The sequence below is a fragment of the Virgifigura deserti genome (assembly GCA_003576685.1).
GTDB lineage: Bacteria > Pseudomonadota > Alphaproteobacteria > Dongiales > Dongiaceae > Virgifigura > Virgifigura deserti.
On sequence record QOZR01000001.1, the window covers coordinates 164417 to 177339 of the forward strand.

Sequence of the window (12923 nt, forward strand, 5' to 3'; positions counted from 1 at the left end):
GGCAACTTCCCGAAGATCCCCAAATCTTTGAACCGACTCTTTAGGCTCATGGCGCTGCCATCGAGCCGTTTCGAGGTGCTGCCATGTCGAACGACGCCACCATCTGCCCGCATTGCGGGACGCAATTGCCTGAACCGAACGAACCTTGCCCGGCCTGCGGCGCAACGATGACTCTGGCCGAGTCCAGTGCCGAATCCCGGGCCGATTCCGGGGCGCATGCGGCGCGGGATGTCGACGCACATGCGCCCCTGCCGCTGGTCTATCTGCCCGTGGGCGATCATGGGCGGCTGGCGTCGCTGGCCCGCACATATATCGATACGCGTCGGCCCGTCGCCCAGTTCCTGTCCGACGAACTGGAGCGCGCCGTCTTGTGCCCCGAGATCCCTGATCGAGTCGTGACGATGGGCTCCCGCGTCTTGTTCCGCGTCGACGGGCAGGGCCGCACGGAATGCCGGACTCTGGTTTATCCGCAGGAGTACCATCCGAGCGGTCACTACGTTTCGATTCTGAGTCCCGTGGGCGTCGCTCTCCTGGGGCTGAAGCCCGGCGATCACATGCCGTTCCGCGATCTTCAGGCCGCACCGTCCGGCGTCACCATTTCGGAGATCGCGTACCAGCCGGGTTCTCGACGAGGCGCGGGCATGGTTGAGCCGGCGGCCGTCTGACGACGGCAATCGGCCGGACTTCGGTCAGCCAACGGCAAAAGCTTTTCAGGACCGCAGCAATTTTGACAACGTCCGTGCCGGCCGTCGCTTGGGCCGCGCGGGAAAACGGAGAGCAGGACTCATGAGAGTCGTCGTTTGCGGTAGTGGCGTTATCGGGGTGACGAGCGCCTACTACCTCGCCGAGCTTGGCCACGAGGTAACGGTTGTCGATCGCCAGCCGGGCCCGGGGCTCGAAACCAGCTTCGCCAATGCGGGGCAGGTCTCCTGGGGCTATGCCAGCCCCTGGGCGGCGCCTGGAATTCCGCGCAAGGCGCTGGGCTGGATGCTGTCGGGTCATTCGCCGCTCGTGATCCGGGCGCGCCCGGAGCCGCGGATGTGGCGCTGGCTGCTCGCGATGCTGCGCAACTGTACGGCGGCGCGCTATGCGACAAACAAGGAGCGCATGCTGCGCCTGGCGATGTTCAGTCATGTCTGTCTGAAAGAGCTGCGCGGCGAGCTCGGCCTGGCCTATGACGAGGGGCAGGGCGGCACCCTTCAGCTGTTCCGCGACCAGAAGGGGCTCGATGGCGCCGGGGCCGACAGCGCGATCCTGGACCGCTGGAGCGTACCGCATCGGCTCCTGAACCGGCAGCAATGCCTCGCGATCGAGCCCGGGTTGCGTTTCGTGGCGGGAAAGGTCGCAGGCGGACTCTATCTGCCCGGCGATGAAACGGGGGACTGCTTCAAGTTCACGCAAAGCTTGGCGGCGCTGGCGGCGCAGCGCGGCGTACACTTCCGCTACGACGTGACCGTCACCGGCCTCGCGCAGGATGGCGATCGGATCGTCGGGCTGGAGAGCACGGCGGGGCCGATCCGCGGCGATGCCTATCTGGTGGCAACCGGAAGCTATACGCCCCGGCTGCTGCGCCGATTGGGAATCGCGATTCCGGTTTATCCGGTAAAGGGCTACTCGGTGACCGTCCCGATCACCGATCCCGCCTCTGCACCCGTTTCGACGATCATGGACGAAAAGCACAAGGTCGCCATCACGCGGCTCGGCGACCGGATCCGCGCGGCCGGCACGGCGGAGCTGACGGGGTATGATCTGAGGCTGACCCGATCGCGCTGTGACATGATCGCCAGCGTTGTCGATGATCTCTTCCCGAAGGGCGGGGATTTGGGCTTGGCCAGCTTCTGGACCGGACTGCGGCCGATGACGCCGGACGGCCCGCCGATCGTCGGACGGACGTCCTATCGCAACCTGTTTCTCAATACCGGGCACGGCACGTTGGGATGGACCATGGCCTGCGGGTCCGGCCGTCTGATCGCCGAGATCATTTCCGATAGATTTCCGAGCATCGACATCTCGGGCCTCGGACTTGACCGGTATCGCGGCTGATCGTCCGATTGGGCGCGCCGACTTCCGATCGACAAAAATGCGCCCCGCTGGGGCGGGGCGCCAAGTGGAAAGGGGGGATGCCGTCGGCCGGTATCCTGGTGACGTCCCGGCCGCCGGCAGGGGGCGCGTCGGCCGAGTTCCACCTGCTACGAGAATAGAAGCAAGGCGCCGCCGCTGTCAGACGCACTTCGGGAGCGCCGCCTCGGGCTTTCGGAGGCCAGCCGATGGAATCGTCGCTTCTGTTCGCCAATTACGGCGCGGCTTTCCGCGCGCCGACGATCAGCGAGCTCTATGCGTCGGGGATCCATTTCCGCATTCCCATCGGTCCCGGCGTCACGAACCGGTTCGTGGCGTCGGCGTGCTCGCCATTCTGCATGACCCGAATCTCGCGGCCGTCTATGCCGACCGTATCGCCGTTCTGAAGGCGGGAACCATCCTGATCGAGGGGGCGCCGGGCGACGTCCTGACCGAATCGACGCTGCACAGCGCCTTCAATCTCGCCGTCAGCGTGCAGCGCCATCCGACCCGCGATTGCCCATATGTTGTTCCGGTTATGGACAAGGGCTGCTAGCCACTCCTGGAGCCTGCTCCGATCACGTCGAAATGATGTGATCGGAGCAGGCTCCAAATATTTAAACGAGAGGACGATTCACCAATCAGGTTGGATCAACCTGATCGGATCGTGCTCTAATGCCGCCCGCCAACCTCGTCGATGTGCCTGAGCAGGTCCGCCGGGTCTTCATAGACGCGGAAGGCGCCGGCGCGCTCCAACTCGTCCTGACCATAGCCGCCGGACAGCAGGCCGACGCCGAGCGCGCGGGCGCGCTGGGCCGCCAGCATGTCCCAGATGCTGTCGCCGACCACGACGGCCGTCTCGATGCCGACGCCCAACCGCTCGGCCGCCGCGAGGAACAGGTCCGGGTCGGGCTTGGCATACTTCACGAGATCGCGCGTCACCACGGGCGTGCGGTCCGGATCGACGCCCAGCGCCTCCAGAGTGGGGCGGGCGGTTTCCATGCGGCCGCTGGTCGCGATGGCCCAGCGGCTGCCGGTGTCGGTCAGGTAGGCCAGCAGCTCGCGGGCGCCAGGCAGGGGCCGGACAGCTGCCGACAGCCGCTTGTAGGCTTCGGCATGCCGCTGGCGGAGCCGGTCCTGCCGGTCCTGGCTGATCTCGAGCCCCGTCTCTCGCAGCAGGATGTTGGTGAAGAGGCCACCGCTCATCCCGATCTTGCGATGGATGCGCCATACCGACAACGCGATGCCCTCGGACTCCAGCGCCTCCTGCCAGGCGAGGACATGCTGATAGACGCTGTCGACAAGCGTGCCGTCGAGATCGAAGAGGAAGGCGGTATCGATGCGGGTCATGGTGATTCCTCCATGTGTTCGAGAGAGGGACGTTAACACGCGTCTCATGACATATATTGACTTCCGCGGGCCGCTGTGGAATGAAGGAACAAATAGAGAACGTACGCGCTTCATGCATCGGAAAGGATAGACGCCATGCAGCCGTTTTCCTCCAGCTCTCTCACGCCGCAGATCGAGGCCGAGATCCTTGCCCTCCGCGCCCTCGGCTTTGTCGCGGACGACTCGGACCGTCTCGGGCGGTTCATCGGCGCTACCGGCACGTCCGCGGGCGACCTGACGCGGCGCGCGGGCGATGCCCGGTTCCTCGGCACGGTTCTCGATTTCCTGCTGGCCGACGAGCCGACGCTGCTGGCATTTACCGCGCGTGTGGGAGTTCGGCCGGAGGCGCCTTACGATGCACGTCGCCGGTTGCCGAGCGCGCGGCCGGCCGAGGGGTAGGCCCCGCCAGGGGTAAGCCCGCTGCTGTGATCACAGTCACAGCGGGGTAAACGGTGATCCGGTAGTCTTTGGAGATGGGGCGCTCCTGAGGAGGCGAACGCAATGTATCGCCTGGATGATCACGCCGTCCTTGTCGTCGGCGCATTCATGAGCGATTCTCTCGGCAAGACACCGGAGGCACCCTCCGATGCGACGCCGGATCCAGCTACGCGCCAGCAGACGCCGACGATTTCGAATCTTCAGAGCACGCTGGTGGCATTGTGGGTGACGCTCGCGGGATGGATGCATGCCGCGCCGAATCGTCACCCGGTGGACTGAACGCCGGCGGGGCCCGGATGTCAGTCAGCGCTGGTTAGGTCGCAGCATCGTGAAGCCTTCGGTCATGCCGGCAGGCCGGCTTTCAGCAGGGCCTCGCGGTGATGCGCCAAGTCGCTGTCGTGCCGGTAGTGAAGGGTGGAGAGGTAATTCTCCACGGTGAACTCGGGCTCTCGCTTCAGAACCTCCCGCACATGGTCCGCTGCCGCCGTCTCATCGCCCATTTGAGCATAGGAGGCCGCGAGAAACGCGTGGTGCAGGTGATCCGGCATGGTGATGCGCTTGAAGGCGAGGACGGCCTCGGAATAGCGGCGCGCCACGAAATAGGCCCGGCCCAAATGATTCCAGAAGCGTTCCGGATGATAGGGGTTAAGGCGCATCGCCTTCCGGATCCAGTCGATCCCCTCTTCCGGTTGTCCCAGCCAAGTCAGGATCTCGCCCTGCTGCACGACGATGAGGTCGTCGTTGGGATTGAGGCTCAGCGCCCGCTCCTGATGGTAGGTCGCCTTGTCGAGGTCGCCCCGCACCACGTTCAAGGCCGCGAGAATCCGGTGGACGTCGCTGTCATTGTCGTCGAGGGCAAGCGCCGTCTGCAGCTCCTCGGCCACCCTGTCCCAGGTCGCATCCCGGTCCTCGCACCATCCATGGACCCAGGCCTGACCGAAGATGCAGGCCATCCAGGCATGGGCGTGCGCGTAATTGGGGTCGAGTGCGAGGGCACGGGCGAGCAGGCGCGAGGCTTCGGCATTGTCGTCGGGAGTCGAGCGGTGATGCAGGACCTTGCCCGCCAGCACGCACTCGTAGGCCGCCATGTTGGCCGGTGTCTTGCGGGCGGCCCGGTCGCGCGCGGCGGCCTCGACGCGCCCGGGAAGGGTGCAGGCGATCGTCGAGGTCACCTCGTCCTGAATGGCGAAGATATCCTCGAGCTGGCGGTCATAGCGTTCGGCCCAGACATGCCGGTCCGTCTCGGCGTCGATCAGCTGGACGGTGACGCGGACACGGCGGCCTGCCTTGCGTACGCTGCCCTCGACCACGTACTGGACCCCCAGTTCCTTGGCAACCTGCTGCACGCTGATCGCCTGGCCCTTGTATTTGAAGGCCGAGTTGCGGGAGATCACGAACAGATCGCGGAAACGGGACAGCTCGGTGAGAATGTCCTCGGTCAGGCCGTCCGCGAAGAAGTCCTGCTCGGTCTCGCCGCTCATATTGACGAAGGGAAGAACGACGATCGACGGCTTGGCAGGCAGACTCAGCGTCGCCGGTTTCGGGCGCGGGGCCTCGCCGCCAAGCCGGATGCGAAAGACGCGAACAGGCGTCGGGATATTGCGCAGCTCATGCTCTCCGAGTTCCTCGAAGGAGAGGTCGAGCTTGCGGGCGACCTCCTCATGCACCTTCGCCGAAACGCAGATGCCGCCGGGCTCCGCCAACGTCTCGAGCCGCGCGGCGATATTGACGCCGTCACCGAACAGATCGCCGGCATCGGCGATCACGTCGCCCAGATTGATCCCGATCCGGAGGTCAATGCGGCGATGCGCGGGGAGGTCCTTGTTGGCGTCCATCATGCGCTGCTGCATGGCGACCGCGCATTCGACCGCGCCGGCGGCGCTGGCGAACTCCACCAGCGCCCCGTCCCCCATGAGCTTGACGATGCGCCCGCGATGCCGGGCGACAAGAGGCTCGAAGATGTCCTTCCGTCGACTTTTGAGCACGGCGAACGTGCCGGTTTCGTCGTCGCCCATGAGGCGGCTGTAACCGACGACATCGGCGGCCAAGATGGCAGCGAGCTTTCGCTCCATCGGCTTGGCACCTTTCTGGAAACTGCAGAGCCGATTGCGGCAATCATATACGCACCGCGCCGACGTGAACAAGGCGCACGGGGGTAGGCAGCGGGTCGCCTCCGGGTTGCTCGCGATCGGCCCTGCAGCCGAGCCATGATCGTTGCCGTTCCGGAACCTTTTCGGCAGGCGTGTGTTCGGTGTTGGGGGGTGGGGCTGGATGAAGGGATTGCCGATGAACAAGATTGGTCCCGCCGCGCGTTCTTGAGTGCCGCCGGTGCTGCCGCCGACCATGCCGATGATGGCGGCCAGAATGCCTCGGCGTCGGCGCCAGACTCTTGATCACGCTTCCGGTAGATCCGCTGGGGCGGATGATGTGGGTCGCCGCGAGGGGGACGCCGATAATTCTTGCGCAGATGGCGTTGCCATCAGGCCGTTCACCCGGACAGGGATTGAGCGCGAAGTGGGCGGAATCACGCAGGACAAGCAATTCATCTGGGCCATCATCGGAAACCTGCTTCGGATAATCTTCGTCATCGTTCGAATCGGTGGAGGACAAGGCTATGATGCGGAGCATCTTCACCATACTGGCGCTTTGCCTGCTTGGAGCCTGCGCCACGGAGGAGGGCGGCGAAACCGTCGCGATGAATCCGTTCGATCACTGTCAGGCGCAGGGATACGATTCCACCTCGGATGCGTTCGGCGCCTGCATGTCGAACTACATCAATGAAGCCTGTCTTGCGGCGGGCCCAGTCGGAACGGCTGAACATGAGCGGTGCGCCGACCAGCAGCGCGACGCCGCGCTCGTGCGCAGCCAGCTCTACATGCGGGGATACTGAGCTGCCGGAGATGTCCCAAAAGGACAGGCGGAGCTGGAGAGAGAGCAGCTCGGCGCGGCTTTCGACTCCGCCGCTCAGGTCGCCCCGCAGCGCATTGCCCGGCAGAGCCTGATCGAGATCGATCCTCGCCTTGTCCATGAAAAGATGCATATAGGCGGCTTCGAGCGCGATCCCGGCGCCGGCTCGTAACCGACCCCCAGCGATAGCCATTGGTGGTCGGCGTCGGGGATGCGGGGGTCGCGGGTGCGATCGGGCACCGGAGACTGGTCGAAGGCGACGCCGGCACGGAGCGTCCAGACGGGAGCCGGACGCCAAGTGGCGCTGAGCGCGAAGAACCAGCTATCGTTCCAGTCCGTCGTGGTGAGGCCAAGGCGCAGGCGGTTGGTGGGCTCGAACAGCAGGCTGAGATCGAATCCCAGGCCCCATGGCACGGTGATCGAGAGGCCGGGGCGGAGGTCCTCGCCCAACGGAACGAGGCTATAGAAGGCCGGCACGAACTGGTGCGGCGTTACGTCGCCGCCGCCCGAGCCGCCGCCGGCCGATGTGCCGGCCGCGGTGGTGCCGATAGCGTTTTCCGAGGCGGCGTGCGGCGCGATCAGCGTGCCGACCGTGGCTGCCTGGACTCCGTCGTGGCGGGCGAAGGCGGCGGGGTTGAAGAAGCCGTAGGTGAGATCCTCGGCCCCCGCGATGCTGCCGGCGAGAGCATTTCCGAGGGCGCTCGCGCTCTGTTGCTAGATGGCATAGCCGGAGGCCAGCGCAGTTGTGGTCGTGAGCGCGGTCGTCGCTATGGAGGCGATCGCAAGCGTGGTGGCGCGGCCAAGCGGCATGGGATTCCTCCAGAGATTCAATGACTGGAGGATGTCAGGCGACTGGAGGATGTCAGGCGATGGTTAATGATGCCTGAAGCGCGCCGGACGGATTTCTTAGATTAAAGCGATCTTTACCCATCCGGTGCCTCCTATCTAAGCAGAAGCAGGCGCGGTAGGGACTCTTCGACTGCAGTCTCATGGAACCAGTATGGAACAGCCCGGAGGCGAGCAAGACCGGCGGCGCAGGCGCTGGGCTCCGAATCCATCCGCTCACCCTGCGCTTCGCCGATCCGGAGGTGGAAGACCGGTTCTACCGCGAGCAGCTGCGGCAATGGCTGCCAATCGTGCGGCTCAGCCTCGGCCTCGCGGCGCTGCTCTACGCCATCTTCGGCATCCTGGACTATGTGGTCGCCGGGCCGCATCTCGCGACTGTCTGGTCGGCCCGCTTTCTTTTCGTCGTGCCGATCCTCACGGGCGTCACCCTCTTCACCTGGTCGTCGTACTTCTATCGCTACTCCCAGGCGGCGCTCAGCCTCGCCATGGCCACGGCGGGCATCGGCATTCTCGTGATGGTCGGTGTGATGGATATGCCGGCGGCCGACCGCTACTATGCCGGCCTCATCATGGTGGTCAGCTATTCCGCGACCCTGATCCGGCTGCGGCACAGCTATGCGGCGGTCGTCTCGGTTTGCCTGGTCGGCGGTTACGAGGTCGTCGCTCTCTTCATCAACCCGCTTCCCGTCCTCAGCCTTGCCAACAACAGTTTCTTCCTTCTGATGTCGGTCGGCGTCGGGATCTTCTCGGCCTATGTGATTGAGCTCCTGGTCCGTCAGAAATTCGTGCACACGGAATCCCTTCGGCACGCGCACGCGCTGGAAACGGCACTGAAGCGCGAGGCGGAAGCGGCGAGCCACGCCAAGAGCGAGTTTCTTGCCTCGATGAGCCATGAGCTGAGGACGCCGCTCAACGCGATCATCGGCTTTTCGGAAATCCTCAAGACCGAAATACTCGGGCCGATCGGCCTCGAGCGCTACCGCGATTACGCCCAGGACATTCACGGCAGCGGCCTGCATCTCCTCGGGATCATCAACGATATCCTCGACCTGGCGAAGGCGGAGGCGAACGCGCTGGAACTGAGCGAGGAGACGTTCGAACTCGACCAGCTTCTCGAGGAGGCGCTCCGCATGCTGCGACAGGACGCGACGAAAGCGGGGCTGCGGCTTGCGCTGCAGACGCCGGAAACGCCGCTGGAGCTCTATGCCGATCGCCGTTATCTCCGCCAGATCCTGCTCAACATGCTGTCGAACGCCGTGAAGTTCACCGAGCGTAGCGGCGAGATCCTGCTGTCGGCCGGTCTGAACGCCTCAGGCGACTGCGTGATCCGCTGCGTCGACAGCGGTATCGGCATCGCGCAGGAGGATCTGGAGCAGGTGTTAAAACCCTTCGTGCAGGTGGGCAGCACCTATACCCGGGAGAAGGGCGGCACCGGGCTCGGGCTGCCGCTCGTCAAGAAGCTGGCCGAGCTGCATGGCGGCACACTCGTGCTCGAGAGCCAGCTCGGCGCAGGCACGACGATCTCTGTCGGGCTGCCGGCTTGGCGCGTCGTCCGCCAGAGGCAGGACACGGCCATGCGCTCGGCGGTCTGATACCGGAAGGCTTCGGCTTTGAGCCGGCCCTCCCCCAGCTGAGCTGGGGGAGGGGGGATCCGGCTGTTAGCCAGGCTTGCGGGCGTAGAGCAGATAAACGCGTCCCGTACTGTCCGGCGTGACCGCTTCGATCACCGGCGCCGGCGAAAGCCCCTCGACGAGGGCGCGCATATCGGCCTCGTTGCGATAGATCACCGTCCAGTCGCAGATGAACTCCATCGGCCAGAGGTTGCTCATCTCGGTTTCGCGCATGTTGCCGATCACGAGACGGCCGCCGGGCTTGAGCTGTTCGTAGAGGGTGGTGATCAGCGTCCGCGCCCGGCGCAGGGCCAGATAGTCGATGAGCCCGACGCTGTAGATCAGGTCCTGCTTCGGCAGTTCGCTCAGGACCGACCAGGCCTTCAGCAACTGTGTGAACGAGACATGGAGGCAGGAGACGGCGGCCTGACCGTTGAAGCGCGCCACCTCCGGCAGGGTCTGCTCATAGGCGAAGGAGAGCGCGGTCTCGTCCTGATCGATCAGCGTGAAGGAGACGGGCCGCGGCAGCTTCGGAACGCGCAGGTAGTTGGCGACCTCCTGAGCCGGGCCGCAGCCGAGGCTGAGAACGTTGACGGGCCCGCCGTCGTCCGGCGCGGAGACGACGGTTTCGGCGATCGTCTGCTTGATCGCCACCATGCGCGTCGCGATGCATTCCGCGACGTCGAGGCCCAGCCGGTGCACGAGCTGACCATAGGTGGTGTCGCCGATCCGCTGCCAATCATAGACCTGCCGCATCACCTGAAAGTCGCCGGGGTAGCCGAGCGGCTTCTCATAGCTGCGCTGCCAGATCGGCGCCGCCATGAACTCCGGCGTTACCACGAGCTCGGTGAAGCGTTTGACCGCGCGAAGCTTTTCGGGGTCGTCCATCACCGCCGCGACCAATTCACCGCCGCGCTCCCAGAGCCGGCGCCACTCGGGAATCGCCTTCTCCTCGCAGTAATCGAGGATCTCGTCCGGGTGGCGCCGGTTGCGCCGGCCGACGGCCAGCGGCGCGGTCTCAGCGACCCGCTCGAGCATCGCCTTGTAGCGCCGCAGGAAATAAATAACGTCGGCGCAAAGCAGCCGATAACCGGGGCAGATGCTGTCGATCTCGGCCTCCAGGCCGCCGTCCAGCTCCTGGCGGAGCGCCGCCTCCTCGTGCCGAGCCATCAGTTCGCCGATGTCGAGATAACCCTCGACGAAGCGGATGCCGAGCTTCGGGCCCATCGTGGTCGGTTCGACGCGGCAGATGCGGCCGCGGCCCTGATGCGCTGTTTCCCGGCCGACGCCGATACGCACCTCCACGGTCTCGCCGACCCGCTCGGACCAGTCGGCGACCGGCGCATCGACGGCGGCGATGCCGCTCAGGCTGAAATCAAGGAGCCGGAGGGCAACATCGTCGACATCGAGCCTCACCAGCCTGGGCGAGAGGAGATTCTGGGCCTTGAAGCGCTCCGCGCGAAAAAAGACCCGGCGGCCCTCGGCCCCGAGCAGCTGCTCGTAGCTCTTCATGCCGCTTGTCCTTTTCTTACGCATTTACGCGCAGGCGCGCCTTGCACGCCCAATCCATGAAAGCCGTTAGAACGGGCCAGATACCTTCTTTGAAAGCCGGCAGTAAATCGCCGGCGCGAGGACTGCGCCTCGCCGCTCACCATCGTCATGATTGGTGCCCCCATACTTGAGATTGCCTGCCGGCGACCATACTGACGCCGTGCGCGCATGACTAGATTAAAATATCAATGCCACACGTTTTTAAGTCAAATGTATGAAATGGGCAGAAAACTTGAAATCTTCCAGAAGATGTTAAGGTTATTGCCGCTGGGGCGGTTAATAGACCTTCAGGGCTCACGGCGCGGCATCGTAGAGCATCGATAGTCGGTATACCGACCTCGCAGTTATTGCGAATTAATCGCAACTCGGCTAGGCTCGGCCGCGACCTTGATTCGAGCGATGCCGCCGCGGGCGATGTCCGACACACGTAACAAGCTGCTGTCCATTTTTGCCGAGCACCAGGATGCGTTGACGCGCCTCCTGACCCGTCGGCTGGGCAGCGTCGCGCTTGTCGAGGATCTCATCCAGGAGACCTGGCTGCGCGCCGCCAATTGCAAAGGCACCGCCGCGCTCGTCAATCCGCAGGCCTATCTCTTTCGGATTGCGTCGAACCTCGCTCTCGATCATCTGCGCCATGTCGGCCAGAGGATCGAGGTTCGGGCCAGTGAGGAAGCGGTTGCGGCCGTGTCCGACCCGGCGCCGTCGCCCGAGGCCGCGGCGGTTCACCGAAGCGAGCTGGATCGCCTGCTTCGGATCGTCGGCGGGCTGTCGCCCCGCTGCCGCGAGGTCTTCATTCTGCACAAATTTGAGGGGCTGCCCTATAACGAGGTCGCGCAGCGGCTTGGCATCTCCCGGAACACGGTGATGGTGCATATGGTGAAGGCCCTGGCCGCGCTCGAAAGGGAAATGGACCCCGCACCCGCGAAAATTGCGAGCAAGGCCTAAAGCTATCTTCCTGATGGCACGTCATAGGCAGTAGAAGGCGGTGGCAAGCCGTGATGCCGGGCCATGGTGCCGGCTGACGCGGAAGGTCACGCGCAGTTCGGCCCGCGACGACGCGCGGGTGCCGACCAGGGTGCAGCATGCAGGAAGAATCGCAGGATCCGCTGATCGAAGAGGCGCTTCGCTGGCTTGTCCTGCTGCGCGACGAGCAGGCGACCGATGCCGACCGGCAGCGCTTCGCCGAATGGCTCGGCCGCGATCCCGCGCATGCGGTCGCCTGGAGCCGGGCCCAGCATGTCTGGTCCCATGCCGAGATCATGAGACCGGCGATTCGCGCGAGCCGGGCCGCCCCCCTCGCGGCAAGGATGTCTCGGACGCAACTGGGGCCGAGCCGGCGCGCCTGGATGCGCGGCGCGGCGGCGGCTGTCGTCGGAGCGGCCGGCGGCTATCTGCTGACGCGGCCGGAGTGGTTCGCCGATTACCGCACGGCGGTCGCGGAGCGTCGAGCCGTGACGCTGCCCGACGGCTCCGTCGCCGAACTCGGCAGCACCACGGCACTTTCCATCGAGTCCGACAGGTCTGTGCGCCGTGCCGTGCTGCATGACGGGGAGGCTTTCTTCACTGTCGCGCAGGACCTTGCCCGCCCCTTCGTGGTCGAGGCCACCGGCGGCCGTATTCAGGCGCTCGGCACCGCTTTCAATGTGAAGCAGTCAGGGGAGGCGGTCACGGTTGCCGTCGCCGAGCATGCGGTCGCCGTCTCGGCAGGCGAGGGCCGCGCCGTGACGGTCGATCAGGGGCGGCAGGTTCGATACGGCCCCGGCAGGCTGGGGCCGGTGCGCCCGGCCAATCTCCCGACCGTCCTCGCATGGCGGCGGGATCGCCTGATCTTCCAGGACGCGCCGCTGGGCGACGTCATCGCCGAGCTGGAGCGCTATCGCAGCGGCCGGATCGTCATAACGGATCGTCGGATCGCGGAAATTTCAGTGACGGCAGTATTCGACACGCGCCGGACCGACGATGCGCTTCGGGCGATCGCCGACAGCCTACCGGTTCAGATCTTGCGGGTGACCGACTTCCTGCTGTTCGTCTCCCCGGCGGGATAAGCCGAAACTGCGGGCACGGCGAAATCGCCGCACTTTTTTTCTGACAGACCTAATTCCCCCGCTTCCGTCGTTCGTCGAA

The 12923-nt window shown here is 65.1% G+C and carries 13 protein-coding genes and 1 pseudogene; 9 read left to right on the forward strand and 5 right to left on the reverse strand.

The window, feature by feature from the left end; translation table 11 throughout:
* Nucleotides 1-83 precede the first annotated feature (83 nt).
* The 3 genes from DT069_RS00875 to DT069_RS00885 all read left to right on the forward strand — a co-directional run bounded on the left by DT069_RS00875 (nt 84) and on the right by DT069_RS00885 (nt 2614).
* The gene (locus DT069_RS00875) at nt 84-665 is read left to right on the forward strand and encodes a GreA/GreB family elongation factor (protein WP_119458857.1); all 582 of its coding nucleotides are present in this window, start codon (nt 84-86) and stop codon (nt 663-665) included.
* A gap of 88 nt (nt 666-753) precedes the next feature.
* A complete protein-coding gene (locus DT069_RS00880; RefSeq protein ID WP_425449911.1) occupies nt 754-2043 on the forward strand; it encodes a D-amino acid dehydrogenase in 1290 nt (429 codons plus the stop codon).
* 358 nt (nt 2044-2401) lie between these two features.
* Entirely contained in the window at nt 2402-2614 is a 213-nt protein-coding gene (locus DT069_RS00885) for an ATP-binding cassette domain-containing protein (RefSeq protein ID WP_119458378.1), read from the forward strand.
* 116 nt (nt 2615-2730) lie between these two features.
* Here DT069_RS00885 and DT069_RS00890 read toward each other — a convergent pair whose 3' ends face one another.
* A complete protein-coding gene (locus DT069_RS00890) occupies nt 2731-3408 on the reverse strand; it encodes an HAD family hydrolase (RefSeq protein WP_119458379.1) in 678 nt (225 codons plus the stop codon).
* A gap of 135 nt (nt 3409-3543) precedes the next feature.
* Between DT069_RS00890 and DT069_RS00895 the strand changes: the two genes are divergently transcribed.
* Nucleotides 3544-3846, forward strand: a complete 303-nt coding sequence (locus DT069_RS00895; protein ID WP_119458380.1) for a DUF3572 domain-containing protein — start codon at nt 3544-3546, stop codon at nt 3844-3846.
* Nucleotides 3847-3948: 102 nt separating this feature from the next.
* On the forward strand, nt 3949-4164 hold the full coding sequence (locus tag DT069_RS00900; RefSeq protein ID WP_119458381.1) for a hypothetical protein: 216 nt from the start codon (nt 3949-3951) through the stop codon (nt 4162-4164).
* A 62-nt stretch (nt 4165-4226) separates the two neighbouring features.
* Here the strand turns inward: DT069_RS00900 and DT069_RS00905 are convergent, their stop codons facing one another.
* The gene (locus DT069_RS00905; protein WP_119458858.1) at nt 4227-5957 is read right to left on the reverse strand and encodes an adenylate/guanylate cyclase domain-containing protein; all 1731 of its coding nucleotides are present in this window, start codon (nt 5955-5957) and stop codon (nt 4227-4229) included.
* 542 nt (nt 5958-6499) lie between these two features.
* On the opposite strand from DT069_RS00905, the gene DT069_RS00910 reads away from it, so the two are divergent.
* Nucleotides 6500-6775, forward strand: coding sequence for a hypothetical protein (locus tag DT069_RS00910; RefSeq protein WP_119458382.1), 276 nt, complete (start codon nt 6500-6502; stop codon nt 6773-6775).
* A gap of 74 nt (nt 6776-6849) precedes the next feature.
* Here DT069_RS00910 and DT069_RS00915 read toward each other — a convergent pair whose 3' ends face one another.
* Both DT069_RS00915 and DT069_RS24850 read right to left on the reverse strand, forming a co-directional pair.
* Entirely contained in the window at nt 6850-7206 is a 357-nt protein-coding gene (locus DT069_RS00915) for an OmpP1/FadL family transporter (RefSeq protein WP_425449969.1), read from the reverse strand.
* Nucleotides 7192-7491, reverse strand: a pseudogene (locus DT069_RS24850) (outer membrane protein transport protein); the annotation flags it as partial. The pseudogene DT069_RS24850 and the gene DT069_RS00915, both read right to left, overlap by 15 nt.
* Before the next feature lie 290 nt (nt 7492-7781).
* On the opposite strand from DT069_RS24850, the gene DT069_RS00920 reads away from it, so the two are divergent.
* On the forward strand, nt 7782-9230 hold the full coding sequence (locus DT069_RS00920) for a sensor histidine kinase (RefSeq protein ID WP_119458384.1): 1449 nt from the start codon (nt 7782-7784) through the stop codon (nt 9228-9230).
* Between the two features lie 66 nt (nt 9231-9296).
* Here the strand turns inward: DT069_RS00920 and DT069_RS00925 are convergent, their stop codons facing one another.
* A complete protein-coding gene (locus DT069_RS00925; RefSeq protein ID WP_119458385.1) occupies nt 9297-10760 on the reverse strand; it encodes a PilZ domain-containing protein in 1464 nt (487 codons plus the stop codon).
* 453 nt (nt 10761-11213) lie between these two features.
* Here DT069_RS00925 and DT069_RS00930 point away from each other — a divergent pair, with 453 nt between their 5' ends.
* Nucleotides 11214-11744: an RNA polymerase sigma factor gene (locus tag DT069_RS00930; RefSeq protein WP_162912896.1), complete on the forward strand. Its 531-nt coding sequence runs from the start codon at nt 11214-11216 to the stop codon at nt 11742-11744.
* A gap of 137 nt (nt 11745-11881) precedes the next feature.
* Entirely contained in the window at nt 11882-12844 is a 963-nt protein-coding gene (locus tag DT069_RS00935) for a FecR family protein (protein ID WP_119458387.1), read from the forward strand.
* Nucleotides 12845-12923 lie beyond the last annotated feature (79 nt).

Coding starts and splice junctions, on each gene's coding strand:
- DT069_RS00930 (WP_162912896.1), top strand. CDS start 11,214: ATGTCCGACACACGTAACAAGCTGCTGTCCATTTTTGCCGAGCACCAG.
- DT069_RS00895 (WP_119458380.1), top strand. CDS start 3,544: ATGCAGCCGTTTTCCTCCAGCTCTCTCACGCCGCAGATCGAGGCCGAG.
- DT069_RS00890 (WP_119458379.1), bottom strand. CDS start 3,408: ATGACCCGCATCGATACCGCCTTCCTCTTCGATCTCGACGGCACGCTT.
- DT069_RS00925 (WP_119458385.1), bottom strand. CDS start 10,760: ATGAAGAGCTACGAGCAGCTGCTCGGGGCCGAGGGCCGCCGGGTCTTT.
- DT069_RS00905 (WP_119458858.1), bottom strand. CDS start 5,957: ATGGAGCGAAAGCTCGCTGCCATCTTGGCCGCCGATGTCGTCGGTTAC.
- DT069_RS00910 (WP_119458382.1), top strand. CDS start 6,500: ATGATGCGGAGCATCTTCACCATACTGGCGCTTTGCCTGCTTGGAGCC.
- DT069_RS00935 (WP_119458387.1), top strand. CDS start 11,882: ATGCAGGAAGAATCGCAGGATCCGCTGATCGAAGAGGCGCTTCGCTGG.
- DT069_RS00900 (WP_119458381.1), top strand. CDS start 3,949: ATGTATCGCCTGGATGATCACGCCGTCCTTGTCGTCGGCGCATTCATG.
- DT069_RS00920 (WP_119458384.1), top strand. CDS start 7,782: ATGGAACCAGTATGGAACAGCCCGGAGGCGAGCAAGACCGGCGGCGCA.
- DT069_RS00875 (WP_119458857.1), top strand. CDS start 84: ATGTCGAACGACGCCACCATCTGCCCGCATTGCGGGACGCAATTGCCT.